This window comes from Streptomyces sp. NPDC056628, assembly GCF_042792555.1.
In the GTDB taxonomy this organism is placed as follows: domain Bacteria; phylum Actinomycetota; class Actinomycetes; order Streptomycetales; family Streptomycetaceae; genus Streptomyces.
The window spans coordinates 91,930-117,031 of the sequence record NZ_JBHTWG010000014.1; the positions used below are offsets into that span (position 1 = coordinate 91,930).

At 72.3% G+C, this 25,102-nt stretch carries 30 protein-coding genes; 7 read left to right on the plus strand and 23 right to left on the minus strand.

The features are described 5' to 3' along the window. Nucleotides 1-131: 131 nt before the first annotated feature. Nucleotides 132-977, plus strand: a complete 846-nt coding sequence (locus ACFRAC_RS19235; protein WP_382925120.1) for a nitroreductase/quinone reductase family protein — start codon at nucleotides 132-134, stop codon at nucleotides 975-977. Nucleotides 978-1,003: 26 nt separating this feature from the next. Here the strand turns inward: ACFRAC_RS19235 and ACFRAC_RS19240 are convergent, their stop codons facing one another. The 5 genes from ACFRAC_RS19240 to ACFRAC_RS19260 form a co-directional block, all read right to left on the minus strand. Then, nucleotides 1,004-3,037 carry a HelD family protein gene (locus ACFRAC_RS19240; protein WP_382925122.1) on the minus strand — a complete coding sequence of 678 codons (2,034 nt, stop codon included), beginning with the start codon at nucleotides 3,035-3,037 and terminating at the stop codon, nucleotides 1,004-1,006. Between the two features lie 50 nt (nucleotides 3,038-3,087). Beyond that, nucleotides 3,088-3,726, minus strand: coding sequence for a TetR/AcrR family transcriptional regulator (locus ACFRAC_RS19245; protein ID WP_382925124.1), 639 nt, complete (start codon nucleotides 3,724-3,726; stop codon nucleotides 3,088-3,090). Nucleotides 3,727-3,778: 52 nt separating this feature from the next. Next, nucleotides 3,779-4,888 carry a phosphotransferase gene (locus tag ACFRAC_RS19250; RefSeq protein ID WP_382925125.1) on the minus strand — a complete coding sequence of 370 codons (1,110 nt, stop codon included), beginning with the start codon at nucleotides 4,886-4,888 and terminating at the stop codon, nucleotides 3,779-3,781. 134 nt (nucleotides 4,889-5,022) lie between these two features. Then, nucleotides 5,023-5,742: an HAD family hydrolase gene (locus tag ACFRAC_RS19255; RefSeq protein WP_382925127.1), complete on the minus strand. Its 720-nt coding sequence runs from the start codon at nucleotides 5,740-5,742 to the stop codon at nucleotides 5,023-5,025. A 29-nt stretch (nucleotides 5,743-5,771) separates the two neighbouring features. Next, nucleotides 5,772-6,650 (minus strand): winged helix-turn-helix domain-containing protein, encoded by an 879-nt coding sequence (locus ACFRAC_RS19260; RefSeq protein ID WP_382925129.1) that lies wholly within the window; start codon nucleotides 6,648-6,650, stop codon nucleotides 5,772-5,774. 153 nt (nucleotides 6,651-6,803) lie between these two features. Between ACFRAC_RS19260 and ACFRAC_RS19265 the strand changes: the two genes are divergently transcribed. After that, nucleotides 6,804-6,992: a hypothetical protein gene (locus tag ACFRAC_RS19265; RefSeq protein WP_055624770.1), complete on the plus strand. Its 189-nt coding sequence runs from the start codon at nucleotides 6,804-6,806 to the stop codon at nucleotides 6,990-6,992. Between the two features lie 53 nt (nucleotides 6,993-7,045). Here ACFRAC_RS19265 and ACFRAC_RS19270 read toward each other — a convergent pair whose 3' ends face one another. The 3 genes from ACFRAC_RS19270 to ACFRAC_RS19280 form a co-directional block, all read right to left on the minus strand. Beyond that, nucleotides 7,046-7,957: a winged helix-turn-helix domain-containing protein gene (locus tag ACFRAC_RS19270; RefSeq protein WP_382925131.1), complete on the minus strand. Its 912-nt coding sequence runs from the start codon at nucleotides 7,955-7,957 to the stop codon at nucleotides 7,046-7,048. 362 nt (nucleotides 7,958-8,319) lie between these two features. After that, complete coding sequence (locus ACFRAC_RS19275) at nucleotides 8,320-9,585, minus strand: GNAT family N-acetyltransferase (protein ID WP_382925133.1); 1,266 nt, start codon at nucleotides 9,583-9,585, stop codon at nucleotides 8,320-8,322. A gap of 83 nt (nucleotides 9,586-9,668) precedes the next feature. After that, a complete protein-coding gene (locus tag ACFRAC_RS19280; protein WP_382925134.1) occupies nucleotides 9,669-10,292 on the minus strand; it encodes an aerial mycelium formation protein in 624 nt (207 codons plus the stop codon). A gap of 198 nt (nucleotides 10,293-10,490) precedes the next feature. Here ACFRAC_RS19280 and dtd point away from each other — a divergent pair, with 198 nt between their 5' ends. Further along, nucleotides 10,491-10,916: a D-aminoacyl-tRNA deacylase gene (gene dtd / locus ACFRAC_RS19285; protein ID WP_382925136.1), complete on the plus strand. Its 426-nt coding sequence runs from the start codon at nucleotides 10,491-10,493 to the stop codon at nucleotides 10,914-10,916. A gap of 10 nt (nucleotides 10,917-10,926) precedes the next feature. Here dtd and ACFRAC_RS19290 read toward each other — a convergent pair whose 3' ends face one another. From ACFRAC_RS19290 to ACFRAC_RS19315, 6 genes are all read right to left on the minus strand, one after another. Further along, a complete protein-coding gene (locus tag ACFRAC_RS19290; protein ID WP_382925138.1) occupies nucleotides 10,927-11,892 on the minus strand; it encodes a YgfZ/GcvT domain-containing protein in 966 nt (321 codons plus the stop codon). 9 nt (nucleotides 11,893-11,901) lie between these two features. After that, nucleotides 11,902-12,354 carry a Fur family transcriptional regulator gene (locus ACFRAC_RS19295; protein WP_382925139.1) on the minus strand — a complete coding sequence of 151 codons (453 nt, stop codon included), beginning with the start codon at nucleotides 12,352-12,354 and terminating at the stop codon, nucleotides 11,902-11,904. Nucleotides 12,355-12,369: 15 nt separating this feature from the next. Continuing rightward, complete coding sequence (locus ACFRAC_RS19300; RefSeq protein WP_361350145.1) at nucleotides 12,370-12,945, minus strand: FABP family protein; 576 nt, start codon at nucleotides 12,943-12,945, stop codon at nucleotides 12,370-12,372. 238 nt (nucleotides 12,946-13,183) lie between these two features. Then, the gene (locus ACFRAC_RS19305) at nucleotides 13,184-14,116 is read right to left on the minus strand and encodes a hypothetical protein (protein ID WP_382925142.1); all 933 of its coding nucleotides are present in this window, start codon (nucleotides 14,114-14,116) and stop codon (nucleotides 13,184-13,186) included. Beyond that, nucleotides 14,113-14,961, minus strand: a complete 849-nt coding sequence (locus ACFRAC_RS19310; protein ID WP_382925143.1) for a hypothetical protein — start codon at nucleotides 14,959-14,961, stop codon at nucleotides 14,113-14,115. The genes ACFRAC_RS19305 and ACFRAC_RS19310 overlap by 4 nt, the downstream gene beginning before the upstream one ends. Then, a complete protein-coding gene (locus ACFRAC_RS19315) occupies nucleotides 14,958-15,764 on the minus strand; it encodes a hypothetical protein (RefSeq protein ID WP_382925145.1) in 807 nt (268 codons plus the stop codon). The genes ACFRAC_RS19310 and ACFRAC_RS19315 overlap by 4 nt, the downstream gene beginning before the upstream one ends. Before the next feature lie 101 nt (nucleotides 15,765-15,865). Here ACFRAC_RS19315 and ACFRAC_RS19320 point away from each other — a divergent pair, with 101 nt between their 5' ends. Next, nucleotides 15,866-16,228 (plus strand): DsrE family protein, encoded by a 363-nt coding sequence (locus ACFRAC_RS19320; RefSeq protein WP_361350137.1) that lies wholly within the window; start codon nucleotides 15,866-15,868, stop codon nucleotides 16,226-16,228. Here the strand turns inward: ACFRAC_RS19320 and ACFRAC_RS19325 are convergent. The 9 genes from ACFRAC_RS19325 to ACFRAC_RS19365 form a co-directional block, all read right to left on the minus strand. Beyond that, the gene (locus tag ACFRAC_RS19325; RefSeq protein WP_382925147.1) at nucleotides 16,222-16,608 is read right to left on the minus strand and encodes a VOC family protein; all 387 of its coding nucleotides are present in this window, start codon (nucleotides 16,606-16,608) and stop codon (nucleotides 16,222-16,224) included. The genes ACFRAC_RS19320 and ACFRAC_RS19325 overlap by 7 nt on opposite strands. A 10-nt stretch (nucleotides 16,609-16,618) precedes the next feature. Beyond that, nucleotides 16,619-16,879: a DUF3099 domain-containing protein gene (locus ACFRAC_RS19330; protein ID WP_382925148.1), complete on the minus strand. Its 261-nt coding sequence runs from the start codon at nucleotides 16,877-16,879 to the stop codon at nucleotides 16,619-16,621. Between the two features lie 91 nt (nucleotides 16,880-16,970). Next, on the minus strand, nucleotides 16,971-17,258 hold the full coding sequence (locus tag ACFRAC_RS19335) for a DUF1416 domain-containing protein (protein ID WP_031064143.1): 288 nt from the start codon (nucleotides 17,256-17,258) through the stop codon (nucleotides 16,971-16,973). 50 nt (nucleotides 17,259-17,308) lie between these two features. Continuing rightward, nucleotides 17,309-18,154, minus strand: coding sequence for a sulfurtransferase (locus tag ACFRAC_RS19340; protein ID WP_382925150.1), 846 nt, complete (start codon nucleotides 18,152-18,154; stop codon nucleotides 17,309-17,311). Nucleotides 18,155-18,297: 143 nt separating this feature from the next. Beyond that, nucleotides 18,298-18,378, minus strand: coding sequence for an Ms5788A family Cys-rich leader peptide (locus ACFRAC_RS19345; protein ID WP_350751515.1), 81 nt, complete (start codon nucleotides 18,376-18,378; stop codon nucleotides 18,298-18,300). A 238-nt stretch (nucleotides 18,379-18,616) separates the two neighbouring features. Next, complete coding sequence (locus ACFRAC_RS19350) at nucleotides 18,617-19,348, minus strand: DUF2993 domain-containing protein (protein ID WP_382925152.1); 732 nt, start codon at nucleotides 19,346-19,348, stop codon at nucleotides 18,617-18,619. 158 nt (nucleotides 19,349-19,506) lie between these two features. Further along, nucleotides 19,507-20,691 carry a hypothetical protein gene (locus ACFRAC_RS19355; protein ID WP_382925153.1) on the minus strand — a complete coding sequence of 395 codons (1,185 nt, stop codon included), beginning with the start codon at nucleotides 20,689-20,691 and terminating at the stop codon, nucleotides 19,507-19,509. Nucleotides 20,692-20,693: 2 nt separating this feature from the next. After that, entirely contained in the window at nucleotides 20,694-20,948 is a 255-nt protein-coding gene (locus tag ACFRAC_RS19360; RefSeq protein WP_361350127.1) for a MoaD/ThiS family protein, read from the minus strand. A 37-nt stretch (nucleotides 20,949-20,985) separates the two neighbouring features. Beyond that, complete coding sequence (locus ACFRAC_RS19365; RefSeq protein WP_382925155.1) at nucleotides 20,986-21,834, minus strand: alpha/beta hydrolase; 849 nt, start codon at nucleotides 21,832-21,834, stop codon at nucleotides 20,986-20,988. Between the two features lie 170 nt (nucleotides 21,835-22,004). Between ACFRAC_RS19365 and ACFRAC_RS19370 the strand changes: the two genes are divergently transcribed. The 3 genes from ACFRAC_RS19370 to ACFRAC_RS19380 all read left to right on the plus strand — a co-directional run bounded on the left by ACFRAC_RS19370 (nucleotide 22,005) and on the right by ACFRAC_RS19380 (nucleotide 25,067). Further along, entirely contained in the window at nucleotides 22,005-22,784 is a 780-nt protein-coding gene (locus tag ACFRAC_RS19370; protein ID WP_382925156.1) for a response regulator transcription factor, read from the plus strand. Nucleotides 22,785-22,888: 104 nt separating this feature from the next. Then, nucleotides 22,889-23,911, plus strand: a complete 1,023-nt coding sequence (locus ACFRAC_RS19375; protein ID WP_361350121.1) for a LacI family DNA-binding transcriptional regulator — start codon at nucleotides 22,889-22,891, stop codon at nucleotides 23,909-23,911. 88 nt (nucleotides 23,912-23,999) lie between these two features. Beyond that, nucleotides 24,000-25,067 carry a S1C family serine protease gene (locus tag ACFRAC_RS19380; RefSeq protein ID WP_382925158.1) on the plus strand — a complete coding sequence of 356 codons (1,068 nt, stop codon included), beginning with the start codon at nucleotides 24,000-24,002 and terminating at the stop codon, nucleotides 25,065-25,067. Nucleotides 25,068-25,102: the final 35 nt, after the last annotated feature.

Here is a 25,102-nt window from a genome sequence, read left to right on the forward strand (position 1 = left end):
TTGTGCCGTGAGCGAGTTGGGTGTTGCCCGGCCTCTGAGTGAGGCCGTGGGCGCGGGCCAGGGGCCCGCCTGTTTCTCTCCGCTTCCCTCCCTGACGGATACCGCGAAGAGAAAGAGACCGACACCCGAACATGCCCCACGACTTCCAGCAGCAGGTCATCGAGGAGTTCCGCGCCGGCAAGGGCCGCGTCGGCGGCCCCTTCGAAGGCGCCAGGCTGCTCCTCCTCACCACCACCGGCGCCCGCACCGGGCGCCCCCACACCACCCCGGTCGGCTATCTGCCGGACGGCGGCGACCGCGTCCTGGTCATCGCCTCGGCCGCCGGCTCCCCGAGACACCCGGCGTGGTTCCACAACCTCGTCGCCCACCCCGAGGTCACCGTGGAGTCCGGGGCGTTCACCTACCCGGCGCGGGCGGTCGTCCTGGAGGGCGAGGAACGGGACCGGGCGTTCGCGCGGGCCGTGGAGGCCGATCCCGGCTGGGCCGCCTACCAGGAGCGGACGGAACGGGTGATCCCCGTGATCGCCCTGTACGAGATCACGCAGGGCCCACCGCACATCAACGCCTCCTCCATGGGCGAGGCCATCAAGGTCGTGCACGACGCCTTCCGCCGCGAACTGGCGCTGATCCGCGACGAGATGGCGAAGGGCGGCTCCACCCTGGGCGCCCAGCTGCGCGTCAACTGCCTCACGTTCTGCCAGGGCCTGCACCACCACCACACCGGTGAGGACAGCGCGCTGTTCCCGTTCCTCGCCGACCGCCATCCCGGCCACGCACCCGTGCTGGCCCGCCTGCGCGAGGAGCACGAGCGCATCGCGGGCCTCGTCGAACGGCTGCGCCGGGCCGTCGGGGAGGACGGGGCGGCGGGCGAACCGGAGGCCGCGCGCGAGGAGGTGGCCCGGCTGACGGCCGAACTGGAGGCCCATCTGACGTACGAGGAGGAGCAGTTGATCCCCCTCCTGGACGCCACCGGCTGACGGACTGCCTCCCGGGAGGCCGCCGCTCAGAAGGGCAGCGGCCTCCCGTGCACGACCTCCAGCCCCGCCACCGCCCGCGTCAGCACCACGTACAGCCGGTGCAGCCCGCGCTCCTCCGCCTCCGCGATCGCCGCCGGCTCCACCGCGACGACATGGTCGTACTCCAGCCCCTTCACCACACTCGCCGGTACGACGACCACCCGCTCCCCGGGCTCGTCGGCCCGCCCCGCGGCGATCCCGGCGACCTCCAGCGCCTCCCGCACCCGGGCCACGTCCGCGTCGGCCGCGATCACCCCCACGGACCCCTCGCGCCCCAGCGCGTCCCGGACGGCCCCCACGACGGCACCCCGCAGATCGTCCCCCGCCGCCCGGAACCGCACCTCCCCGTCGCCGCGCGGTGAGCGGGCCGCCGGCACCGGGACCGCCAGCCGCGCCAGCAGCCCGTCGGCCAGCTCCAGGATCGCGCGCGGCACCCGGAACCCGGTGGTCAGCGCGACGACCGCCGCGTCCGGCTTGCCGAGGTGCGCCATCGCCGACGCCCAGTCCCGCGCGGCCCACGGCGTCGTCCCCTGCGCCAGGTCCCCCAGGACGGTCAGCGAGCCGAACGGGCAGCGGCGCGCGATCGCCCGGCACTCCATCGGCGACAGGTCCTGCGCCTCGTCGACGACGACATGGCCGTACCCCCGCGGACGTTCGATCAGCCCGGCGACCTCGTCGAGGAGGACCAGGTCGGCGGCCGACCAGCGGGCCGACTTCCACGAGCGCGGCGGTCTCGCCCAGAGCAGCGCCTTCCGCTCCTCGTCGTCGAGCACCCCCTCGGAGGCGTCCGCCAGCGCCTCCGGGTCCGTGAACAGCGCGGCGACGACCTCCTCGGGCCGCATCTTCGGCCAGACCGCCTCCACGTACGCGCCGACCGCGCGCCCGTGTGACACCCGCTGCACCCAGCCGGCGGTCTGCGGTCCGGCGCGCCGCTCGGCCTGCTCCCGCAGAAGACGTACGGCCCGGGACCGCACCCGCTCCCGCCCCACGCCGTACGGCGGCTCCTCGGCGCGGACGTCCTCGGCGATCCGCCGCAGCGCGTCCGCCGGGACCCGCCACCGGTAGGAGCCGTCGGCCACCACGAGCGGGGCCAGATCCCCGGCCCGTCCCACGCGCGTGTACAGCGCCCGCCGCAGCACCCGCGCCATCCGGACGTCGTGCTTCAGCCGGGCGGCCCGCTCGTCGTCGGTCCCCCGCACCGGGTACCGGGCGATCTCGCCGGCCAGCGTGGACTGGCGCACCCCGGTCTCGCCCAGCGCCGGCAGCACCTCGGAGATGTAGGAGAGGAAGGTCGGGTTCGGTCCGAGGATCAGCAGGCCGCCGCGACGGATGCGCTGCGGGTGGGTGTAGAGCAGATACGCGGCCCGGTGCAGACCGACGGCGGTCTTGCCGGTGCCCGGGGCGCCCTGCACACACAGGGAGACGGCGAGGTCGCCCCGTACGAGGTCGTCCTGCTCGGGCTGGATGGTGGCGGCGATGTCCCGCATCGGCCCGACGCGCGGCCGCTCGATCTCCCGGGCGACGATCTCGCTGACCCGGGCCTCGCCCCGCTCCAGGTGCTCGTCCTCCAGCCCGGTGAGGTCACCGGAGTCGCCCCGGCCGCCCGGCGCCCAGCCGAACCGGCGCCGCACGGCCACGCCCTGCGGGTCGCGGGCGGACGCCTGGTAGAAGGCGCGGGCCACAGGGGCGCGCCAGTCGACGACGAGGGGCGGGTCGGCGGGGTGCTCGCTGATCCGCAGCCGGCCGATGTGCAGGGCGGCCTGCCGCTCGCCGCCCGTGAAGTCCAGCCGCCCGAAGAACAGCGGCCCCTCGGGCAGTTCGCGCAGCGCCTTGGCCCGGCTGCGCAGCCGGCGGCCCAGCACCTCGGCGTCGGCGCCGGACGCGGAGGCGTGCTCGCCGATGACCACCTGGTGGTCCGCCCCGTCGACCATCGCGGCGAGGGCGCGGCGGCAGCGGTCGTGATGGGCGCGCTCGTCCAGGAGCGCGGTGCGCAGGTCGGCGGAGGGAGCGGCAGGCGTCATGCCCGCCACTCTACCGAAAAAAGCAACTCGGTTACATTATTTACCGCGACTCAGTCGGCCCTCGGCTCGGTCAGCTCCGGCAACCCGGCCTCCAGCCACCCGAACGCCCGCTCCGCCGCCGCGATCGCGTCCCTTCTGACCTCCGCCAGCGGTTCCCCGGCCTTGATCCGGCGCCAGTTCTCCTCCGCGAGGATCCGCCGTACGGCCACGATCTGTCCGGCCGCGAGCCGCGCCTCCAGCCCTTCGCCCAGCGCCTCAGCGAGCGCGGCCTCGGACCGCTCGAGGTAGGCGTACATCCGCGCGACGAGGGCGGGCGTCCCGTAGACGAGCGAGTGGAAGGCGAGCACCTGGGGGTGGTCGTTGAGACCGGTGATGGGGTCGCCGCGCTCGATCGCGTCGAGGAAGTCCCGCCGCAGCGCCTCGACGGGCGGCCCCTCCGCCGCCGCGACGACGCGCGCGGCCTCCTCCTCGTGATCGGCGATGCGGTACAGCACGAGGTCCTCCTTGGCCGGGAAGTACCGGAAGAGGGTCGGCTTGGAGATCTCGGCGGCGGCGGCCACCTCGGCGACGGACACGGCGTCGAAGCCCTTCTCCAGGAAGAGCCGGATGGCCGTCTCCGAGACGGTCTCGTACATACGCCGCTTCTTGCGTTCCCGCAGGCCGGGGGCGGGGCTGCCGTCGTCGCTCATGGACGCGAGCCTACGCGCCGGGCGCACGCGGGCCGCAGCCGTTTGGCCGGGGTCAGCCGCCGTACCGCCGGTGCCAGTCGCGCAGCGAGCGGGCCACGGCCGTCAGGGTCGGCACCTCGTCCAGGCCCAGCGGGACGGCGGCCCGCTCCAGCACGCGCTGGACCTTCACCGACTCGCCGAGCCAGCGGCGCCAGTGGAACGATCCGCCCCGGCCGAGGACCTGGGTCGCCCGGATCACGTCGGTGAAGACGCTCTGCGCCCGCTTGAAGTCCCGCAGCCGTGGCAGGTCCTCCCGCCAGCCCTCGGTGCTGCCGGGTGCGGACCGTTCCGCGACCGCGCGCCAGCGCTCGGCCACCCGGGTCTCCTGCTCGGCCGGGTACCGCATGAGGTGCAGATGCGTGGCGAGGTCGTACAGCGGGTCGCCCAGCATGGCCAGTTCCCAGTCGATGGTCCACAGACGGCCGACGGGGTCGAGGACGAAGTTCTCCCGGTGCAGGTCGGCGTGGAGGAGGGTGAAGGGCCGTCGCGTCAGGCCGGGGACGAGGACGTGCTTGCGCAGGGACCGGAACGAGTCGTCGTCCACCCCGAGCGCGGCGAAGAGTCCCTCGAAGGCGTCCCGGTTGGCCTGGTACACCCGCTCCTCCGCGAACCGGATCAGCCCGTCCAGGAACCCGGCGGAGTCCCGGTCCTCGGCCCGGTCCTCGTCCGAGCAGCGGCGTCCGGCCCGCACCGTGGCGGGGGCGACGGCCGTCAACTCCCCGAAGAGGTGGAGGATCTGGTCGAGGACGCGGTCCGGGACCGGTCGGCCGGGGCCGTGCACGGACCCGAGCGTGCGCCCCTCGATGAACCTCTGGAGCGGGATGCCCCCCACGTCGACGAGGTCCGGAATATGGGAGATACGTCCCTGCAGCGTCTCCAGCAACTGCTCCTCCGAGAGGAAGCAGCGCCGGTCGAACCACAGCAGCCGCTCACGCGGGGCCCGGCACTTGACCCGGCCTGGTTCGGCCTCCTCGTCGTCCTCACCGTCACCGGCGGCGCCGGGCAGGGAGATCACATACGTCTCGTGGTGGTAGCCCTTGAGCGGACCCTCGACCGCCCTCGCGTCACCGCCGCTCAACTCGACGGCTCGCTCCCGCGTCTGGGACACCCGCTGGGCTGACATGGCACACGCTCTCTCGACTGACCCCGCACCGGTGGCGGGAATGGCACGGCATCCCCCGTGAGGGGGCATAGTGCCAGAAGAGACGGGCGAGTTCAGGGAGAACCTCTCAGAAGAGGGGACGGTTCCCCCCTCGGCTACCCCGGCGACCCGACGGCCCGCAGCACCTCGTGCAGGTCCGTGACGACGTGGTCGGCCCCCGCCCGGCGCAGTTGCTTCTCCTTGTCCTCGCCGCGCGCGTAGCCCAGGAACGGCACCCCCGCTTCCGCGGCCGCCTGCCAGTCGGTGGGCGTGTCGCCGATGAACAGGGCACTGCCGGGAGCCGCCCCCATCGCGCTCAGGGCGCGGTTCAGGTAGTGCGGGTGGGGTTTGAGGTACTGGAGGTCCTGGGTGCGGCCGTATATGTGTGGCTGGAAGCGGTGGAGGAGCCTGCGGCCGGTGAGGTAGGTGCGGACGGCGCGGGGAGCGTTGTTCGTCGCGACGGCCAGTCGGGCGCCGACCTCCGCCCAGGTGTGGATCAGTATGTCCGCGTAAGCGGTGGGCATCGCCGAGGCGGCGGCGCGCAGTTCCTCCTGGGTGAGGCGCTCCTCCAGCTCGGCGACCAGGTCGCTGCCCGGGTGGCGGCGGTTCACGGCGCGCAGGACGACGTGCGGGTCGAGGGACTCCCGTTCGGCCTCGTCCAGCAGGCTGTGCAGGCCGCGGCCCTCCAGCCATCGCACCAGGTCCCGGGCGACCCCTTCCGCCTTGTGCCCGGCGAAGAGCCGGCAGATCGGGCCGTCGAAGTCCCACACCACCACACGTGCGCGCGCGACCAGGGCCGCCAGGCCGTCGGTCTCGCCGTCCGGGTGTGCCGCCACCGCTTCTGAGTGCGTCGTATCAGGAGTCACTAGGAGAGTGTCAGGTCAGTCGTGATGGTTTCCCAGAGGGCGTCGAACCACTTCTGCGATTCCTGCACGAACGCGGCGTCCCGCTGTCCTGCCTGCTCCACGAAGGAGAAGAGCAGGGACGTCGAGCCGAGGGCGTCGTACATCTCCAGGGTCTGGCTCTCGTACTCCTCCTGACGTTCCGTGAGGACGTAGTAGCCGATCAGCGCCTCATGCCCGTTGAGGAGATACAGCTTCACCGGAGGGGTGAACGGCAGCGCCCGGAAGGTGACCCGGGCGTCGACGCCGATCGTGGAGCGCAGGGCCTGGAGGTTGTGCCGCAGCACGCGCGCCTGGGCGTTGCGCATCTCCAGCCACCGCTTGTGCACGGGGTCGTCGTCCTCGCCGCCGGCCACGGAGACCGGGAAGGCGAGGTGGATGGTGCGGGACGGCAGGAGGACGCGGACGTCGACGGACTCGGGGCGTATCGAGCCCTCGTGGATCAGGCGGAGCGGTTCACCGAGGGCGAGCATCAGTGTCTCGGAGGTGTGGCAGACGACGTCCACGCGCACGTGGGGCGCGGAGAACGCCTCCGTCAGCCGGGGGGCGAGCCCGACCATCGTCGGCTGCGGCGCGCCCCGCGTGGGCGACGGCAGGGCGATCCGCGGCGGGCTGCCCTTGCTGACGTTGGTGAGGAGACCGTCCTCCTGGAGGGCGCGCAGGGCCTGGCGTACGGTGCCGCGTTCGACGCCGAACTCCTCGGCGAGCTCGGCCTGGGTGGGCAGGCGGTCGCCGGCCTTGAGTTCTCCGACGCGGATGCGTTCCCGCAGGATGTCGGCGATCTCCTGCGGCGAGAGTCTCCTGCTGCCGTTCACGGCCACGTTCTCCTGAGTCACGACCAAACGCTACAACTTGTGCCCATCTGACGGCAGTTGTATGTAGCTAGTTTCAAAGTAGGTACCAAGTGGGGACAACCTATTCAGAGTTGGCACCAAGTTGGTTGAGTTGGCGGAAGTAATCCTTCCATCCCCGGAAGATCGAAGGGGGAAACACCGATGCCCGTCCTCGCACTCCTCTCCGCCGTCTTCGTCGTCGGCGTCGAGCAGCTCCTCCAGTGGAAGTACGGCGCCACGGGCCTCATCGGCCTGCTGCTCCTCACCATAGGCATCAAGGCCAGGAACCCGGCCGTCAGCTCCATCGGTGCCGCCGTCCTCGCCGTCCTCTTCTCGGGCCCCGCCCTGTGAGTCAAGCGCGCGAGGGACCGGCGAAAGCGCAGGTCGAACGCCGTGGGAGACCGTCAGGTCGTGAGCGTCAGCTCCGAACTGATCGTCTCCCACAGTGCGTTGAACCACACGTGCGACTGCTCCACGAACGTCGTGTCCCGCAGCCCGGCCCCCTGTTCGAAGGCGAACAGCGTCGACTGGATGCCCGGGGCGTCGTACATCTCCAGGTGCTGCTGCCCGATCTCCACCTCGCTGCGGGTCAGCGTGTAGTAGGCGAACAGGGCCTCCGTGCCGTTGAGCAGGTACAGCTTCACCGGCGGGGTGAACGGCAGCGCGCGGAAGGTGACCTGGACGTCGACGCCGTGCGTGGAGCGCAGCGCCAGCAGGTTGTGCCGGAGCACCTGGCCCTGGGCGTTGCGCTGGTCGAGCCAGCGCCGGCGCAGCTGGACGTCGAGGTCGTCGGACGCGCCGTCCACCGGCGTGGGGAAGGCGAGCGGGATGTCCCGGCTGGGCAGCAGCACCCGCACGACGACCTTGGCCGGTTTCATACGGCCCGCGTGGATCTGGCGGAGCGGTTCGCCGATGGCGAGGGTGAGGGAGACCGAGGTGAGGCACAGCGCGTCGATCTCGACCAGCGGGGCGGCGAAGGCGGCCGCGATACGCGGGCCGAGGGTCACCATGGTGGGCTGCGGGACGGCTTCGGGGCCGGTTGCGGCCCTGCCCGGCTCGGGGGCGACGGTGGCCGGGGCGCCCTTGGAGGCGTTGGTGAGCAGGTGCTCGGACTGCAGGATGCGCAGGGCCTGCCGAACGGCTCCGCGCTCGACGCCGAACTCGTCGGCCAGCTTGGCCTGGGTGGGCATGCGCTGACCCGGCCGCAGTTCGCCCGAGGTGATCCGGGCGCGCAGCGCGGCGGCCACCTCCCGGTGTGATGTCTGTGGCCGCTGCGACCTCTTCCGCCCAGTGGCGGAGGCGTGTTTCGGCTCCACGGCCGAACATTACAACTTCCCGCCATCTTTGGGCAGTTCGCCGGATGGTGGTTATAGGACGCGTCGAGACGGTCATAACTACAGTGAAGTTGGTCGCCAACTTCAACGACATGGTCAAGCTTCAAGGAGTTGGCCACGAGTCGCCGCAGGTTCAGCCGACCGGGCTCCCTTCCGGAGGGGAGCCGGGAGCCCGGACGGCCGGCGCACAGCCACAACTTCACATCGACAACCGAACACCGACAGCACAGCCACAACCGCATACGGACGCACAGCCACAACTGAAGAAGGGCGCACAGCGCCCGCCGGCACAACTGAACAGCTCGCTACGGATGAGCGGACCCGTCACCTCGTCGCTAGGAGGTTCAGAACATGTCCGGGCACCAAGGACGCCTGGACGTACGCAGCAGGGCGTCGGCCGTCAGGGCGGCGCCCGCTCGCTCTTCCCGCACCCGTCCCAGCGCGGCGAGCCGGACGACGGACTCGTCGCCGAGCCACAGCCGGCTCAGGTCGGCGATGTCGAGGGTCAGGTCCGCGGTGGCCGTGGCCGGCGCGCAGGACGCGCCGTCCGCGGCCGCCTCCAGCCGGAACCGCCCGCCCGACAGCCCGGAGTCGTCCACGACCTCCAGCACCAGCGCGCCCCGCCCGGCGTAGGTGCGCGCCTCCAGGGCCCGTTCGACGTCCAGGATCCGCACCCACAGCCAGTCCGCCAGCGTCGTGACACGGGCGGCTCGCGGATCGGGCAGGTACAGCGGCAGCAGGTCGTCCGGGGCCCGCCAGCCGCTCTTCACCGTGGTGATCCAGTCGATGGAGCACAGGTAGAGCCACAGGGAGCGCTCGGCCTGCGGGGTCGCCGCGATCAACCAGTTCACGGTCGCCGTGTTGAGGGGCTGCTTGCCGTCGCCCCAGTGGTCGTCCGCCTTGTACGACACCAGTCCGTCGACCGTGCCGTCCGCCGAGCGGTACACGGCGAAGAAGGGCTCGGTCCACGGGGACCCGTCCGGACGCAGCCCGCCGGTGCTCACCTGCCACCACCGCTCGTCCCGGTCGACGGCACCCGGCTGCGCGCGGCGCACCCGCTCGAACAGCTCGGGACCCGCCTTGCGGACGTCGTCTCCGTCCACGAGCTCGATACGGCCGCCGTCCTCCGGCCCCGACCACCGGGGGTCGACACCGGCGCGCGGCACGTCGATGGTCCACTCGGCCGTCCACGCGGCGGGCCCGAAGCCGTAGCGGCCGTAGATCGGGTACTCGGCGGCGATCAGCGTCGCGACGACGTCACCGCGCTCCCGGGCCGCCGTCAGGTCGTGGGCCATCATGCGGGTGAGCAGGCCGCGGCGGCGGTGGGTGGGACTGACGGTGACGTTGGTGACGGCGTCCGCGGGGATCGCGGCACCGCCGACCGCGGTGACCTCCTGCGCGAACGAGCGGAAGGTGGCCACACAGCGGCCCCCGTCGAAGGCACCGAGCGTGCGGGCCGGGTCGATGTACGACTCCCGGTCCGCGACCTCCGCCTCGGTGACGCCGGGCGACCGCAGAAACCCGGTCTTCAGGGCCCGGCTCCACTCCGGGACCTCGCCGGCGGCCAGGGGACGGATGTCGATGTCGACGGGGGATGCGGAACGGCTCATGGGGCCACGGTAGGCGGGCGCGCGGAACGTGTCTCGAAAATTTATTCGCGCTCCCGCCCGTACGACGTCCGCCCGCCCCGCCGTCAGCTCAGCAGGTCGTCCACCTGGGCCTCCCCGTCGCGGTAGCGCCGGGTGATCTCCGCACCGCACTCGTCGGCCGTGCGCTGCAGGCGCTGGCGGCGACGGGAGACCTGCTGCTCGTAGCGGACGAGGCGGCCCATCGCGGCGTGCAGTTCGGCGTCGGTGCGGGCCTGGAGGTCGGAGAGCTCGACCTCGGCCAGCATCTCGGACGCCAGCCGCCGGGACTCCTCGCTCTGCGGGGTCCCCAGCGTCACGTGGCGTGCCGAGGAGCGGTGCCGTGCGGGGGCGTCGGTGAGGATCTCCGGCAGGCGGTCCACGACGGCGGCGGCTCCCGCCGGGGACCGCCGCGCCAGCTCCGCCCGCAGGATGTCGATGCGGCCCTGCAACAGGCGCCGCACATAGCTCAGATCGGCTTCGTCGCTCTGCGCGTCCCGGCGCAGGGTGCGCAGTTCGGGCAGGCTGAGAACGGTCAGGTCCTGCTCGGGCGGCTCCGGGGGCAGCGGTGCGTGCGGGCCCGGGCCCGGATCCTCGGCAGTGCGCTGCGTGGGCGGCCGCAGACCGTCCGGCCGGCCCGTATGGGCCAGCACGACAGCCCCGGGCAGCGGCCCGGTACTCGGTGTGCTCATATGCCTCAACCGTCCCCTCGACCGGCGTGTGGGAGCATCGTGCCATCCCGACCGGCCCCTACGTGACCGAGAGCCCCCGAACAGCCCCAGATGGAGGGTTACCTGTTCAAAAAGAAGCACCCGAAGGGGTCTTCGGGACAGCCGCCGCCCTCATCGGGCGGTGCCGGACCGCCTCCGGACGCACGGCATGATGGCCGTATGCGAGCTGTGGTGCAGAGAGTGGACGGCGCGAGCGTCGTCGTGGACGGCGAGACGGTCGGCGAGATCAGCGGCGAGGGGCTGTGCGTCCTCGTCGGCGTCACTCACGAGGACACCAAGGAGAAGGCGGCGCAGCTCGCCCGCAAGCTCTGGTCGATCCGGATGCTGGACGACGAGAAGTCCTGCAGCGACTTCGACGCCCCGCTGCTCGTCGTCAGCCAGTTCACCCTCTACGGCGACGCCCGCAAGGGCCGCCGCCCCACCTGGAACGCCGCCGCCCCCGGCGAGGTGGCCGAGCCGCTCGTCGACGAGGTCGTCGCCCAGCTCCGCGCGCTGGGCGCGACGGTGGCGACGGGCCGGTTCGGCGCCAGGATGCGGGTGTCCCTGACGAACGACGGCCCGTTCACCGTGCTGATCGAGATCTAGAGGAGGCCGGTCAGGGCTCGACGACCACTTCCTGGGCGGCCGCCGTGTCGCCCGCGATCAGCCGGGCGTCCACCGGGACGTTGCGCTTGATGAGGGCGAGGGCGACCGGGCCCAGTTCGTGGTGGCGGGCCGACGTCGTGATGAAACCGATCTTGCGGCCGTCGGGCTCCTCGTCCGCGAGGCGGATCTCGGTGCCGGCGGCGGGCAGGTGCACCTCGCTGCCGTCCAGGTGCAGGAAGACCAGGCGGCGGGGCGGCTTGCCGAGGTTCTGGACCCGGGCGACCGTCTCCTGGCCCCGGTAGCAGCCCTTCTGCAGATGCACGGCCGTGCCGATCCAGCCCAGCTCGTGCGGGATGGTGCGGTGGTCGGTCTCGAAGCCGAGACGGGGGCGGTGGCTCTCGACGCGCAGCGCCTCGTGGGCGAGGAGCCCAGCGGGCGGGCCGGCCTGCCCGGCGTACGCCTCCAGGTCCGCGCGGGGCAGGAACAGGTCGCGGCCGTACGCCGTCTCGCGGACGACGACACCCTCGGGGACCTCGGTGATCGACCCGGCGGGCAGGTGCACCACGGCGAACTCACCGGTGCGGTCGGCGACTTCCACCCTGTAGAAGAACTTCATCGACTCCAGGTACGCGATCAGCGCGTCCTGGGTGCCGGGCTCGACGTGCGCCCAGGTCGTCGTGCCGTCGTCGACGAGGTACAGGGCGTGCTCGATGTGGCCGTGCGCGGAGAGGATCAGCGCCTCGGTGGCCTCGCCGACCGACAGGTCGGTGACGTGCTGGGTGAGCAGCAGGTGCAGCCAGGTCAGCCGGTCCTCGCCGGAGACGGTCACGACGCCGCGGTGGGAGAGGTCGACGAAGCCGGTGCCGTCGGCGAGGGCGCGCTGCTCGCGGAACAGATCGCCGTAGTGCGCGGCGACGCCTTCGTCCACGCCCTCGGCGGGCACGGCGCCGGGCAGGGTCAGCAGGGGGCTCTTCATGGCTCCAGCCTACGACCCGGTAGTTGAAGTCTTCCCGGTCGGACCCCGGGACGCACAGTCCCTGCACCGCCCGAAGATCGCGAAATGCTTCATGTCGGTCTCGAAGCCGAAGTCGCGGCGCAGCTTCGCGGTGAACTCGGCGGCCACCGACACATCGGCCTCGATGACGTTGTCGCAGTCCCGGCAGACCAGGTGGATGTGGTGGTGGCGGTCGGCCAGGTGGTAGGTGGGCGCGCCGTGCCCGAGGTGGGCGTGGCTGACCAGGCCCAGCTCCTCCAGCAGCTCCAGCGTGCGGTAGACCGTGGAAATGTTGACCCCCGACGCCGTCTTCCTCACTTCCACGAGGATGGCGTCGGGGGTCGCGTGCTCCAGGGTGTCCACGGCTTCGAGGACAAGCTGGCGCTGCGGCGTCAGCCGGTAGCCGCGCTGCCTGAGGTCGCTCTTCCAGTCGGTGCTCACCACATGGGAAGTCTAGAACTACTTGAAGAAGGCGATGCCGTCGTCCGGCATGTCGTCGGGCAGGGCCTTGGCCCAGCGCTCGACCTCCTCCGGGGTGACGACCTTCTTCAGGTGCGCCGACATGTAGGGGCGCAGCTCGACCTCGGGGGTCTGCTTCTCGCCGACCCACATCAGGTCGCTCTTGACGTAGCCGTACAGGCGCTTGCCGCCGGAGTACGGGCCGGAGGCGGCGGTGCGGGCCACCGCGTCGGTCACCAGGTCGATCTGGGGCTTCTTGTCGGCCATCTCGCCGTACCAGATCTCGACCACGCCGTCGTCGCGGACCATGGTCACCTCGACCTTGCGGTCGGCGTCGATGCGCCAGTAGCCGTGCTCGGACTCCAGCGGGCGCACCTTGTTGCCCTCGTTGTCGAGCACCCAGGTGTGGGACTCGTACTCCAGGAAGTCCCGGCCGTCGTGCGTGAACGACACCTCCTGACCGAAGTTGCACTTCTCGGAACCGGGGAAGTCGTGCACGCCCGCGCCGGCCCAGTTGCCGAGCAGGAAGGCGAGGGGCACGAGGTCCTTGTGGAGGTCGGACGGGATCTCGATCATGAGCAGCTCAGACGTCTCGTACGTGTGGGATGGGGGTCAGCGCTGGCCCTGGTACAGCTTCTTCACGGTCAGGCCGGTGAAGGCGAGGACGCCGACGCAGACCAGGACGAGCAGGGCTTCGAAGAAGATCTCCACGGGTGCTCCTCGATTGAGCGGAGGTTGAGCGAACGTACAAGGGCCGGTCCCCAGCTTAGTCGGCCCGGGACCGGCCCTTCGTGCGAGGTGCGCCCTCGCGGGGTCAGCCGAGCAGCTGGCCCTGCAGGGTCACCGTCTGGCGGAACGGTACGGACGCGGCGGTGCCCTTGCGTGACTGCACGATCACGGCGAGGACGTCACCGGCGGCCAGGTACGCCTGGCGCACCTGTTCGGCGCCGTACGGCTTGGACTCGGTGTACGCCCAGCGCGGGAAGTCGCCCGGCCAGGACAGGTCGGCGAAGCCCTCGTCGGCGACGGACGTCTCGGTGCCGCGCAGCCGGTAGCCGGGGGCGCCGAAGGGCGCCATGCGGCCGGCCAGGTCGTCCACGATCACCGAGGTGTCGAAGTGGAGCAGGTAGATCCGGGTGCGGGTGCCGTCCTCGGTGGTCCAGCCGCGGGCCGCTGTATGCCGCAGGCCGTCGTCCTTGAGCATCTGCCGCAGATCGGCGCGCTCGTCGTCGTCGGCGAACTCCTTCAGGAAGTCCTCGGTCGGCAGCCAGCCGTCCTCGCCGCGCAGGGCGCGGTCGTCGACGGCACCGGCCGGCGCGGGCAGCAGGAGCGCGCGCGGGTCGGCGTAGTGCGCCTCGGCGGCGTTCTCCTCGTCGAAGGGCCGCGGACTGCCCTTCGGCAGGGGCGGCCGGGTCAGCGTGGGGTAGTCCCACCGGCCGTCCGACTCGGTGGCGAGGCCGGGCACGTCGGTGCGTTCCATCCCGGCGATCCCGTACGCCGTCCCGGCCCCGACGGCCGCGAAGACGGCCACGGCGGCGGTCCAGCGCAGGACGGCCCGCAGGACCCGGCGGTCCTTCGCGGGGGCCGGGGCCTCGGGGACGACGGGGGTCTCGGGGGCGGAGGTCTGCTCCGGCTCCGGTGCGGGCGTCCGCTCCGGCGCGGGCGCCGGTGCCTCCGTCGTCGCGAGGGCGCCCGCGGGCGTCGTCTCGGGGCCCGGCTCGACGGCCTGGGGTTGCTGCTCGGTCATACGGCCTTCCCGGGTTCGGCGATGCGGTCGAGCTGGGTGCTCATGAGCTTCGCGACCGCCTCGGCGTCCAGGGGGCGGGCGCCCTGCGCCGAGACCGTGACCAGCACGTCCCCGACGTATCCGAAGCAGGACAGCTCGTCGGTGCCCTCGGTGAGGTCCTTGGGCGTCAGGAAGCACTTGGCGTCCTTGTGCCCCTTGACCGCCGGGCCCTTGCGGAAGATGTCGAGGGCGGTCAGGAAGCCGTTCTGGGTCCGGACCATGTCGCGCACGGCCGTGCGGTTGTCCATCCGGCTGAGCACGACGCTCGCGCTGTAGATGTCGGAGTCGGTTCCTCCGGCGCGGCCGGCGGCGAACTCGCTGAAGTAGCTGCGCATGGCCACGCCCTTCGGGCGCATCCGGTCCATCCGCTTCTCCAGCTCACGGCGCTGGGAGCGCGGCAGGTCACGCAGCTCCTCCTTGCGCAGGGCCGTCGCCTCGGCTCCCGTGAGCTGGGCGTCCGAGCCGAACTGCCCCATGTCGGGGCCGCGGACCCAGCTGTCGGTGCCGTACGGGACCAGCATCGCGGCGAGGCCCGTGGCCTTCGGCGCCTCGGCGGGGCGGTCGGCGGCGGCCGACGGGAACTTCCACGTCGGCGCCCCGGGGTCGCGGTCGGCGTCACGCACGGTGACGACGGTGTAGCCGGTGCCGGCCACGAGCGCGGCGACGGCCAGGACCGCTCCGGCCACGGCGGCGATCCGGCCGCGGCGCCACCGCTTCCGGGTGGGCGGCTGCTCCTCGACGGCCGTCTCGGCCGGGCTCTCGGCGACGGGGGCGCTGCCCTCGTCCAGGGGACGTTCCTCGCTCACAGCCGCTCCAACTGCCGCTTGGCCAGCCCGAGAAGGGTCTTCTTGCCGACCGGCCTGGTGGAGCTCACGAAGATCTCCATCTCGATGTCGCCGCGCCAGGCGTCGGCCCTCGCCTTGTACTCCGGCAGGTAGCCCGGGTTGGCCTCGGGCTTCTTGGCGGCGTAGGCCACGCCGTCCTCCGTGCCGGGGATCGGCCAGGAGTGGTTGTCGTCGGCGTCCGCCCAGTAGTGGGCGCCCCTCGCTCTCTCGGCCGCCGCCATCGACTCCTCCTGCCGGTACTGCACGAGCCGGATCTCCACCGCGGTCTGGCCCTGCTTCCAGGCGACGACGGCCGCGCGCCGGAACTCGTCGCCGACGAGACGGGCGAAGGCGGGCTTGGGGCGCTCGAAGACCTCCGCGTAGGAGGCCAGGTCGAGCCAGCCGTCCTGGGCGGACGACCAGTCGGCGGTCTTCGCCCCGCGGGGCTTCTTCAGCAGCAGCTTGCGCAGGTCGCCGTCGGTGCGCACGCGCCGGTCCCGGGCAGCCGACAGCGGCTCGGGCGCCTCGCCCTTCGCCTGCCTCAGCTTCGGCTGGGACAGCGACGGCAGCTTCGTGGGCTCGCGGTCGGCCTGCACCAGGTATCCGGTGCAGGTCCCGGCGACGAGCCCGAGCACGGCGGCCCCGGCGATCAGCAGCGTTGTCCGTCCACGGCGGCGCGCCCGGACCGGCGCTGCGGCGGCGTCAGGCGCGGCGGTCTCGGGCTCGGGCGCGGTGCCGGGTGGGGCCATGCCCTCGGGCTCGCCCGGTCTTTCGGGTAGTTCCACGACGTCTCCCACAGATGCGTGACGTGCGCATTTCACATGCGGCGCACTGGAGACCCACGACCCGCGGCCGAGGTTGTGGCGATGTTGATTACGATTCGGTCATGGCGAACAAGCTGGTGATCAAGGTGACGGCGGGGGCCGACGCTCCCGAACGCTGCTCGCAGGCGTTCACGGTCGCGGCGGTGGCCGTGGCCAGCGGCGTCGAGGTCTCCCTGTGGCTGACCGGCGAGTCCGCCTGGTTCGCCCTCCCGGGCCGGGCCGCCGAGTTCGAACTCCCGCACGCGGCCCCGCTGCCCGACCTGCTGGACGCGCTGCTGGCGGGCGGCCGGGTCACCCTGTGCACACAGTGCGCGGCCCGCCGGGACATCACGGAGAAGGACGTGATCGAGGGCGTGCGCATCGCGGGCGCCCAGGTCTTCGTCCAGGAGGCGATGACGGACGGCACCCAGGCCCTCGTCTACTGAGCGGCCTCCGTCCACAGACAGAACGGATGGCCCGCCGGGTCGAACAGCACCCGCACGTCGTCCTGCGGCTGGTGCCCGGCGAGGGCCGCCCCCGCCGCCACGGCCCGCGCGGTCTCGGCGGCCAGGTCGTCGACCTCGACGTCCAGGTGGAGCATCATCTGCTGGTCCCCCGGCCGCCGCGTCGGCCAGACCGGAGGTACGTAGTCCGCTTCGGTCTCGAAGGCCAGCGCGACGCCCTCGGAGCCGGGAGGCGGGCCGATCAGCACCCAGTTCGGTTCCTCGGCGCGCACCACATAGCCCAGCAGCAGCCGGTAGAAGGCGGCGAGTTCGTGCGCGTCGGGTGCGTCCAGCACCACGGTGGACAGCCTGGCGGGCGACATGGGGCCTGTTCTACTGCGGCTTCTTCTTGCCGTCCAGCTCGTCCCACCACTCGTCGGACTGGGGGTCGCCGGAGGGCTCGTCCCACCAGCGGTCGTCCGGGCCGCGCCGGTTCGCCACCATCGCCGCCACGGGCGGGATGACCATGGCGACCACACACATGCCCACCGCTACGGGGATCGACCACAGGCGCACGACGCCCCACGCCAGGACAAAGAGCGTGATGCAGATCCCCATCAAGGCGAAGTACCAGTGACGCCGCCGTACGTACATACGTCCAGGGTAGGTCGGCTCGCCGGGCTCGCATGCCGAAGGGCCGCACCCCCGGTGACACCGGGGGTGCGGCCCTTCCGATCGTCTCGCCTCAGACCGCGATCGCGACCTCGGCCAGGCCGCCCTGCCGGGCGACGACCGTGCGGTCGGCGGTCCCGCCGGGCACCAGCGCGCGGACGGTCCAGGTGCCCTCGGCCGCGTAGAAGCGGAACTGGCCCGTCGCGGAGGTGGGAACCTCGGCGGTGAACTCGCCGGTCGAGTCCAGCAGACGGACGTAGCCCGTCACCGGCTCGCCGTCGCGGGTCACCTGACCCTGGATCGTGGTCTCACCGGGCTTGATCGTCGAGGCGTCGGGGCCGCCGGCCTTCGCTCCACACATGTCTTTCTCCAGGTTGGGGTCTGACCGGAAGGAAGGCCGGTCGGGGTGGGTTACTTGGCGGGGCCGAGCTCGATCGGCACACCGATCAGGGAGCCGTACTCGGTCCAGGAGCCGTCGTAGTTCTTGACGTTCTCCACGCCGAGCAGCTCGTGCAGCACGAACCAGGTCAGCGCGGAGCGCTCACCGATACGGCAGTAGGCGATGGTGTCCTTCGCCAGGTCGACGTTCTCGTCGGTGTAGAGCGCCTTGAGCTCCTCGTCCGACTTGAAGGTGCCGTCGTCGTTGGCGTTCTTCGACCACGGGATGTTGGCGGCCGTCGGGATGTGGCCCGGGCGCTGCGACTGCTCCTGCGGCAGGTGGGCCGGGGCCAGCAGCTTGCCGGAGAACTCGTCGGGCGAACGGACGTCGACCAGGTTCTCCGCGCCGATGGCCTCCACGACCTCGTCGCGGAAGGCGCGGATCGCGGTGTTCTGCGGCTTGGCCTTGTAGTCGGTGGCCGGGCGCTCGGGGACGTCGTCGCCGGCGACCAGCTCGCGGGCGTCCAGCTCCCACTTCTTGCGGCCGCCGTCGAGAAGCCTGACGTTCTCGTGGCCGTAGAGCTTGAAGTACCAGTAGGCGTAGGACGCGAACCAGTTGTTGTTGCCGCCGTAGAGGATCACCAGCGTGTCGTTGGCGATGCCCTTCTCCGACAGGAGCTTCTCGAAGCCCTCCTGGTCGACGAAGTCGCGGCGGACCGGGTCCTGCAGGTCCTTGGTCCAGTCGATGCGGATCGCGTTCCTGATGTGGTTCTTCTCGTAGGCGGACGTGTCTTCGTCCACCTCCACGATCGCGATGTTCGCGTCGTCGAGGTGCTGCTCCAGCCAGTCGGCGTCGACCAGGACGTCGCTGCGGCTCATGTTTCTCCTCCGGGGCAGTTGCGGCGGGGCGTGCACAGTGCGGGCGTGCGGTTCGCCGCCGGCTCGGACGGCCGGGGCGCGCACGGGTGCCCGGTCAGGGCTGCGGGGATGGGGGGTGAACCGGCAGGAGCCGGCCAGTCCGCTCAGAAGGGGCGACAGAGCATGGCGGCGACGCGGCACAGGTCTACTGCCCGCCGCTTCGTGAGGTCCGCCTGTCGCTTCATGACCTCGATCGTAGGGACGGACAGGCGGGCGTGTCACCGGCGTGTCGCATGCTGAGACAAGATTGTCCGGGATGTGAAATGAAAAGACCGTCGAGCCCGCTCCGGAGGGGATTCCGGGCGCGTGTACCGACGGTCACAGCGGAAGGGCGGACAAGGGCGTCTCGCCCCTTGGGACCGGGCCGTCCATCAAGGGTCGCCCTGGGTCCGGCGGGGGCCGTCCGCTTCGTCCAGACCCGTCCTACCCGGCGAGGCGGACGTCCGAACCCCGCACCGCGATCTCCACCCCGTCCTTCGCGGCCTGGACGCTTTCGAGCTTGATGCCGCCGGGCAGGCCGTCGATCTTCTGCTCGAAGTCGGTGATCGACCGCACCCGGTTCTCGGCGATGTCGGCGCCGCCGAGGGCCGGCAGCCTGTCCGCGTGCACCCGCACGGTCCCGCCCTCGGCGGTGACCGTGCTGAGGACGGAGACCGGCTGCGGCAGCTTGGCGCCGAGGACGGTCGCCTCGACGGTGACCTTGATCTTGCCGTTGCCGCCGTCGGAGAGGCCGACGACACGGGCGGTGACCCCCGGCGCGACCTGCGTGGACTCGGACTTGGCGGTCTTCAGCAGCTCGGCGTAGGAGATGGCGGCCGTGCCGGTGGCGGTGGCCGCCGTGGCGGAGCTGTAGTCGCCGGAGAACTCGACGCCCTTCATGTTCGCCTTGAGGTCGTCGATACGGATGGTCCCGCCGTCGGCGGTGGCCTCGTAGTCCTTGATGCCGACCTCGACGTCGTCCAGGGTGCCGCCGGCGACCTGGGTGAGGAACGGGAAGCCCTTGATGGACACGTCCGGGGTGGCCGCCAGGTTCTCGGTGGCCTGGAGCTTCCCGGCGGCCTCGTCCTCGGCGAACCCGACGGCGAGCCGGTCGGCCAGCACGAACAGGCCGCCCAGGATCACCACGATGATGAGCAGTATGCGCAGGGCTCGCATGGTCCGGTCTTCCCTCACCTCGACGGTCGTCCACGACGACGGTTCCCGACGACCGGGCGGCCGTCCACGCCGTGAGACTAACCCCGCCGCGGGACCGGACCGCCGGATTGTCGATCACCTGTGACAGGCGCGACCTCCGGCGGCCCGGGCCCCGTGCCTCAGACCAGGGCCCGCCCGAGCAGGTAGACCGCGGGGGCCGCGGCGGCCAGCGGCAGGGCGACGCCCGCCGTGAAGTGGACGAAGCGCGAGGGGTAGTCGTAGCTCGCCACCCGGTGCCCGATCAGCGCGCACACCGCGGCACCGGCGCCGAGCAGGGCACCCGCGGCCCCCATGCCGGTCAGCGCGCCGGCCAGGGCTCCGGCCCCCGCGGCGGCGAGCAGCGAGGCGGTCACGGACGCCGGCGTGGGCAGCGGCAGCGCCCGCACCAGGACCGCGACGGCCACGGCGACGGCGCCGACGGTCACCGCCTCGCCGTGCGCGACGAGGTACCCGGACGCGACGATCGCCAGGGCGGCCGAGGCCACCGTCGCCATCAGGCCGTACATCCGCTCGTCCGGGTCGGCGTGCGAGCGGAGCTGGAGCACGAGGGCCAGCAGCACCCAGACGCCCAGCGTGCCGAGGATGGCCGCCGGGGTGCGGCCGGACGCGAGCAGCGCCACGTCCGCCGTGAGCCCCCCGGCGAAGGCCAGCGCGATGCCCTGCCGGGCGGGCCACATGCCGTTCAGCCGGAACCAGCCGGCGGCCGTCACCGCCTGCAGGGCGACGAGCGGGACGACGAGGGCGTACGGCCCGATCGCCGCGGCCACCGCGAGCAGCAGCCCGAGCACGGCGGTCAGCCCCGCCGGCTGCACGCCCGGCTCGATGATCGGGGAGCGGCCCTCCAGCCGCGCCCGCTGCGCGTCCGTGATGCGGGCGTTGCCCGCGACGGTCGCCGGACCGTACCCGGATCCGGCGGCGTCGGAGGGCGGCGTCTGTGCGGGGGCGGGGGGCTGCGTCCGGCCGGCGCCGCCCCAGGCCGGGTCCTGGTACCCGGCGGCCGGAGCGCCGGGCTGGGGGTATCCGCCGTCCGGAGCGCCGCCCTGGTGGTACCCGGCGGCCGGAGCGCCGCCCTGGTGACCGCCGTAGACCGCGCCGGCTCCCTGCGACGGCATGTACGCCGTCTCCTCCGCGGCCGGGGCCACCGGGGGCTGCGCCTGCGTCTCCCAGGTCTGCCCCTGCCACTGCTGCGTGTACTGCTGGGCCGCCTGCGGGTCGTCGTACGGCTGCTGCTGCCACCCCTGGGGCGGCTGCTGCTGCCGGTACGGGTCGTACCCGTCGTATCCCTGATACGGCTGGTCGGTCATCGTCACCCTCCTGCGAACGGCGGGAGCACCTCGACCGTGCCGCCGTCGGCCAGCCGTACCGTCTCATGTCCGCGGGTGCCCACGGGGTCACCGTCGACGAGGAACGAGCAGCGCAGCAGGACGCGCTCCAGCTCACCGGGGTGTCGCTCGCGTACGGCATCCAGCGCCTCGGCGAGCGTGGCCGCGTCGAACGCGTCCTCCGCCACCCCGGCCGCGGCCTTCGCGGCGGCCCAGTAGCGCACCGTGACCTTTGCCATCCCGTCCCTCGTTCGGTCGTCTGTGTACACGGTCAGGCTAGCCGCCCTGTGCGAGGGCCCAGTCCCCGATCCGGGCGAGCAGGTCGTCGCCGGCCGCGTTCTCGGCGTGCCCCATGCCGGGTTCCAGCCAGAGACCGGCGTGTCCACCGGCCGCGGCGGCCATCATCCGGGGGTGGTCGAGAGGGAAGTAGCCGTCCCGGTCGCCGTGCACGATCAGCAGCGGGGTCGGCGCGATCCGGGGGACCGCCTCGACCGGGGACATCGGGACGGGGTCCCACTCCCGGTGGTGGATGCGGGTGCGGAAGCCGTAACGGCCCACCAGCCGGCCCTCGGGGCGGGTGACCATCCAGTGCAGCCGGCGCATGAGCGGGGTGCCCCGGTAGTACCAGCGGGCGGGCGCGCTCACCGAGACGACCGCGTCCGTTCGGGCGTCGTCGTCGCGGTGGAGCGCCGCGTGCCGCAGCACCACCGAGCCGCCCATGGAGAAGCCGACGGTCACCACGCGCGCGTGCCCGAGCCCGCGCGCCCACCGCACGGCCGCCGCCAGGTCCAGCACCTCCCGGTCGCCGACCGTCGACCGGCCGCCCGACGCGCCGTGCCCGCGGAAGGAGAAGGTGACGACCGCGCCGAACCGCCCGAGCACACCCGCCACCCGTCGGACATGCGGCCGGTCCGCGTCGCCCGTGAAGCCGTGCGCGACGACGAACACCGGGTCACCGCCGGACGACCGGGAGGTGTCGTATACGGCCCGGCCCGGGTCGTATACGGAATCGACGGCCACACCGTCCGCGGCGCGCAGAAACGTCCGGATAGGTCCCCGTCCGACCGTCTCAGAGTTCGGACAAACCGTGGATCGTGCCGCATGACCTGCCGGACCGTTGCTCATGTGGGCTATTCTGCTGGCAGAGGACTCGGGCAGCGTTGCCCCCGGGTCCTTTTGTGCTTTCGGAAGCGTTGTATACGACGCGGGAAACCGCGGGTGTACGGGGCCTTCGGGATCGCAGAGCAGTTCCGTACCGCACACGTCCTCGCAGGGACCGAGGAGGAACCAGACGTATGAGTTCTCTGCTGCTCCTGACCAACGCCCTCCAGCCGTCGACGGAGGTGCTCCCCGCACTCGGCCTGCTGCTGCACAACGTGCGCGTGGCCCCCGCCGAGGGCCCCGCCCTCGTCGACACCCCCGGCGCCGACGTCATCCTCGTCGACGGCCGGCGCGACCTGCCGCAGGTGCGCAGCCTGTGCCAGCTGCTGCGCTCCACCGGCCCCGGCTGCCCGCTCGTCCTGGTCGTCACCGAGGGCGGCCTCGCCGCCGTCACCGCCGACTGGGGCATCGACGACGTCCTCCTCGACACGGCGGGCCCCGCCGAGGTCGAGGCCCGTCTGCGGCTCGCCATGGGCCGCCAGCAGATCGTCAACGACGACTCCCCCATGGAGATCCGCAACGGCGACCTGTCCGTGGACGAGGCCACCTACAGCGCGAAACTGAAGGGCCGGGTCCTCGACCTCACCTTCAAGGAGTTCGAGCTGCTGAAGTACCTCGCCCAGCACCCGGGCCGCGTCTTCACCCGCGCCCAGCTCCTCCAGGAGGTCTGGGGCTACGACTACTTCGGCGGCACCCGGACGGTGGACGTGCACGTACGGCGGCTGCGCGCGAAGCTCGGTCCCGAGCACGAGTCGCTGATCGGCACCGTCCGCAACGTCGGTTATCGATTCGTTACCCCGGAGAAGCCCGAGCGGTCCGCCGAGGAGCCGAAGGCCGCGGCGGGGCGGGCAAAGCCGGTGGATGCGGACACAGCGGCCACCCTGGACGCCGCCGAGCTGCGGGCCGACGCGTAGCGGCACCCCGGGCGGGGCGCACCGGCGCGGCCGGGGCCCGTCCGGCATGCGGGACGCTCCCGCACGCCCTGCCCAGAGCGGGTCCATCCGCGTAGACTCCGCGCGTGGCCAAGGTGACTCGCGATGACGTCGCACGACTGGCGGGGACATCCACCGCCGTCGTCAGCTATGTCATCAACAACGGACCCCGGCCGGTCGCCCCGGCCACCCGCGAGCGAGTGCTCGCCGCGATCAAGGAGCTGGGCTACCGGCCCGACCGGGTCGCCCAGGCCATGGCCTCGCGGCGCACGGACCTCATAGGCCTGATCGTGCCGGACGCCCGCCAGCCCTTCTTCGGGGAGATGGCGCACGCGGTCGAGTGGGCCGCCGCCGAGCGCGGGAAGATGGTCCTCGTCGGCAACTCCGACTACGTCGGCGAGCGCGAGGTGCACTATCTGCGGGCGTTCCTCGGGATGCGCGTCTCCGGGCTCATCCTCGTCTCGCACGCCCTGAACGACCTGGCCGCCGCCGAGATCGAGGCGTGGGACGCCCGGGTCGTCCTGCTGCACGAGCGGCCCGAGGCCATCGACGACGTCGCCGTCGTCACCGACGACCTGGGCGGCGCCCAGCTCGCCGTACGCCATCTGCTGGAGCACGGAAACCCGTACGTCGCCTGCATGGGCGGCACCGCGGACACCCCGGCGGTCGGCGACCCGGTCTCCGACCACGTCGAGGGCTGGAAGCGGGCGATGGCGGAGGCCGGGCTGCCCACCGAGGGACGGCTCTTCGAGGCGCCGTACAACCGCTACGACGCCTATCGCATAGCGCTCGACATCCTGTCCGGCCCGCGGCGGCCCCCCGCGATCTTCTGCTCCACCGACGACCAGGCCATCGGTGTGCTGCGCGCGGCGCGCGAGCTGCGCATCGACGTCCCCGGCGAGCTGGCCGTCGCCGGCTTCGACGACATCAAGGAGGCGGCGCTGGCGGACCCGCCGCTGACCACGGTCGCCTCCGACCGCTCGGCCATGGCGCGCGCCGCCGTCGACCTCGTCCTCGACGACGGGCTGCGGGTCGCGGGATCGCGCCGGGAGCGGCTGAAGGTGTTCCCGTCCCGGCTCGTCCAGCGCCAGTCCTGCGGCTGCGCCTGACCGCCTTTACATCGGGCATACGGTCTTCTGCCGGGCTTCTCAGCCCGCCCTCAGGAAGCTCTCATCCTCGGGCGCCACGCTCATCCGTATGACCGAGAGCTACCGCCGCAGCGGCGACGACCACCCGTATCAGGGCGCCCGGCAGCACGCCTCCTCCCCCGTGAACCCGGAGTGGCCACCCCCGCCGGCCCACCGGCCGGCCGGTCACCCCGTGGGCGCGGCGGCGCCCACCCCTCTCCTCGTCGAGCCGGCCGCCCGACCGCCGGCCGGGCGGCGGCGCAGGCCCGGCCGCCCCGTCGCCCTCCTCGCCGCCGTGGCGATCGTCGCCGCGGCGATCGGCGGCGGCACCGCCTACGGCATCCAGGAGCTGAGCCACGGCGACACCGCGGCCACCGCGGCGCCCGTCGGGACCACCGTCGTCCCCTCCAGCCAGAAGGGCACGGTCGCCGGGGTCGCCAAGGCGGTCAGCCCGAGCATCGTGGAGATCAGGGCGCAGTCCGACTCCGGCACCTCCACCGGCTCCGGCGTGATCATCACGAGTGACGGCGAGATCGTCACCAACAACCACGTCGTCTCCGGCGCCTCCCAGGTCACCGTGCGCACGGACGACGGCAAGCGGTACACCGCCGACGTTGTCGGCACCGACAGCGGCAAGGACCTCGCGCTGATCAAGCTCAAGGGCGCGTCCGGGCTGCCGGCGGCCACCCTCGGCGACTCCGGCCGGGTCCAGGTCGGCGACCAGGTCGTGGCGATCGGCTCACCCGAGGGCCTGACCGGCACGGTCACCAGCGGCATCGTCTCCGCGCTCGACCGCGACGTGACGGTCTCCACGGACCAGGGGCAGCAGCAACAGCAACAGCAACAGCAACAGGACAGCGGCTGGCCGTTCGAGTTCGGCGGCCGGCAGTTCAACGGCGACACCGGGTCCTCGAGGACGACGTACAAGGCGATCCAGACGGACGCGTCCCTGAACCCCGGCAACTCCGGCGGCGCGCTCATCGACATGAACGGGCACATCGTCGGCATCAACTCGGCGATGTACTCGGCCGCGGGGTCGGGCTCCTCCGACGCCGGCAGCGTCGGCCTGGGCTTCGCCATCCCGGTGAACACCGTCAAGGCCGACCTGGCGAAGCTGCGGGCGGGATCACAGAGCTGAGAAGGCCGTGAACCGTGCGAGGCTGAAGAGGTCCA

Bases quoted from the DNA above. Each gene is read 5' to 3' on its own strand.
- ACFRAC_RS19305 (WP_382925142.1), bottom strand. From the start codon at position 14,116: ATGACCGAGCAGCAACCCCAGGCCGTCGAGCCGGGCCCCGAGACGACG.
- ACFRAC_RS19280 (WP_382925134.1), bottom strand. From the start codon at position 10,292: ATGAGCACACCGAGTACCGGGCCGCTGCCCGGGGCTGTCGTGCTGGCC.
- ACFRAC_RS19365 (WP_382925155.1), bottom strand. From the start codon at position 21,834: ATGAGCAACGGTCCGGCAGGTCATGCGGCACGATCCACGGTTTGTCCG.
- dtd (WP_382925136.1), top strand. From the start codon at position 10,491: ATGCGAGCTGTGGTGCAGAGAGTGGACGGCGCGAGCGTCGTCGTGGAC.
- ACFRAC_RS19355 (WP_382925153.1), bottom strand. From the start codon at position 20,691: ATGACCGACCAGCCGTATCAGGGATACGACGGGTACGACCCGTACCGG.
- ACFRAC_RS19360 (WP_361350127.1), bottom strand. From the start codon at position 20,948: ATGGCAAAGGTCACGGTGCGCTACTGGGCCGCCGCGAAGGCCGCGGCC.
- ACFRAC_RS19245 (WP_382925124.1), bottom strand. From the start codon at position 3,726: ATGAGCGACGACGGCAGCCCCGCCCCCGGCCTGCGGGAACGCAAGAAG.
- ACFRAC_RS19335 (WP_031064143.1), bottom strand. From the start codon at position 17,258: ATGTGTGGAGCGAAGGCCGGCGGCCCCGACGCCTCGACGATCAAGCCC.
- ACFRAC_RS19325 (WP_382925147.1), bottom strand. From the start codon at position 16,608: ATGTCGCCCGCCAGGCTGTCCACCGTGGTGCTGGACGCACCCGACGCG.
- ACFRAC_RS19380 (WP_382925158.1), top strand. From the start codon at position 24,000: ATGACCGAGAGCTACCGCCGCAGCGGCGACGACCACCCGTATCAGGGC.
- ACFRAC_RS19340 (WP_382925150.1), bottom strand. From the start codon at position 18,154: ATGAGCCGCAGCGACGTCCTGGTCGACGCCGACTGGCTGGAGCAGCAC.
- ACFRAC_RS19300 (WP_361350145.1), bottom strand. From the start codon at position 12,945: ATGATCGAGATCCCGTCCGACCTCCACAAGGACCTCGTGCCCCTCGCC.
- ACFRAC_RS19250 (WP_382925125.1), bottom strand. From the start codon at position 4,888: ATGTCAGCCCAGCGGGTGTCCCAGACGCGGGAGCGAGCCGTCGAGTTG.
- ACFRAC_RS19320 (WP_361350137.1), top strand. From the start codon at position 15,866: ATGGCGAACAAGCTGGTGATCAAGGTGACGGCGGGGGCCGACGCTCCC.
- ACFRAC_RS19350 (WP_382925152.1), bottom strand. From the start codon at position 19,348: ATGCGAGCCCTGCGCATACTGCTCATCATCGTGGTGATCCTGGGCGGC.
- ACFRAC_RS19235 (WP_382925120.1), top strand. From the start codon at position 132: ATGCCCCACGACTTCCAGCAGCAGGTCATCGAGGAGTTCCGCGCCGGC.
- ACFRAC_RS19265 (WP_055624770.1), top strand. From the start codon at position 6,804: ATGCCCGTCCTCGCACTCCTCTCCGCCGTCTTCGTCGTCGGCGTCGAG.
- ACFRAC_RS19240 (WP_382925122.1), bottom strand. From the start codon at position 3,037: ATGACGCCTGCCGCTCCCTCCGCCGACCTGCGCACCGCGCTCCTGGAC.
- ACFRAC_RS19345 (WP_350751515.1), bottom strand. From the start codon at position 18,378: ATGAAGCGACAGGCGGACCTCACGAAGCGGCGGGCAGTAGACCTGTGC.
- ACFRAC_RS19290 (WP_382925138.1), bottom strand. From the start codon at position 11,892: ATGAAGAGCCCCCTGCTGACCCTGCCCGGCGCCGTGCCCGCCGAGGGC.
- ACFRAC_RS19275 (WP_382925133.1), bottom strand. From the start codon at position 9,585: ATGAGCCGTTCCGCATCCCCCGTCGACATCGACATCCGTCCCCTGGCC.
- ACFRAC_RS19370 (WP_382925156.1), top strand. From the start codon at position 22,005: ATGAGTTCTCTGCTGCTCCTGACCAACGCCCTCCAGCCGTCGACGGAG.
- ACFRAC_RS19330 (WP_382925148.1), bottom strand. From the start codon at position 16,879: ATGTACGTACGGCGGCGTCACTGGTACTTCGCCTTGATGGGGATCTGC.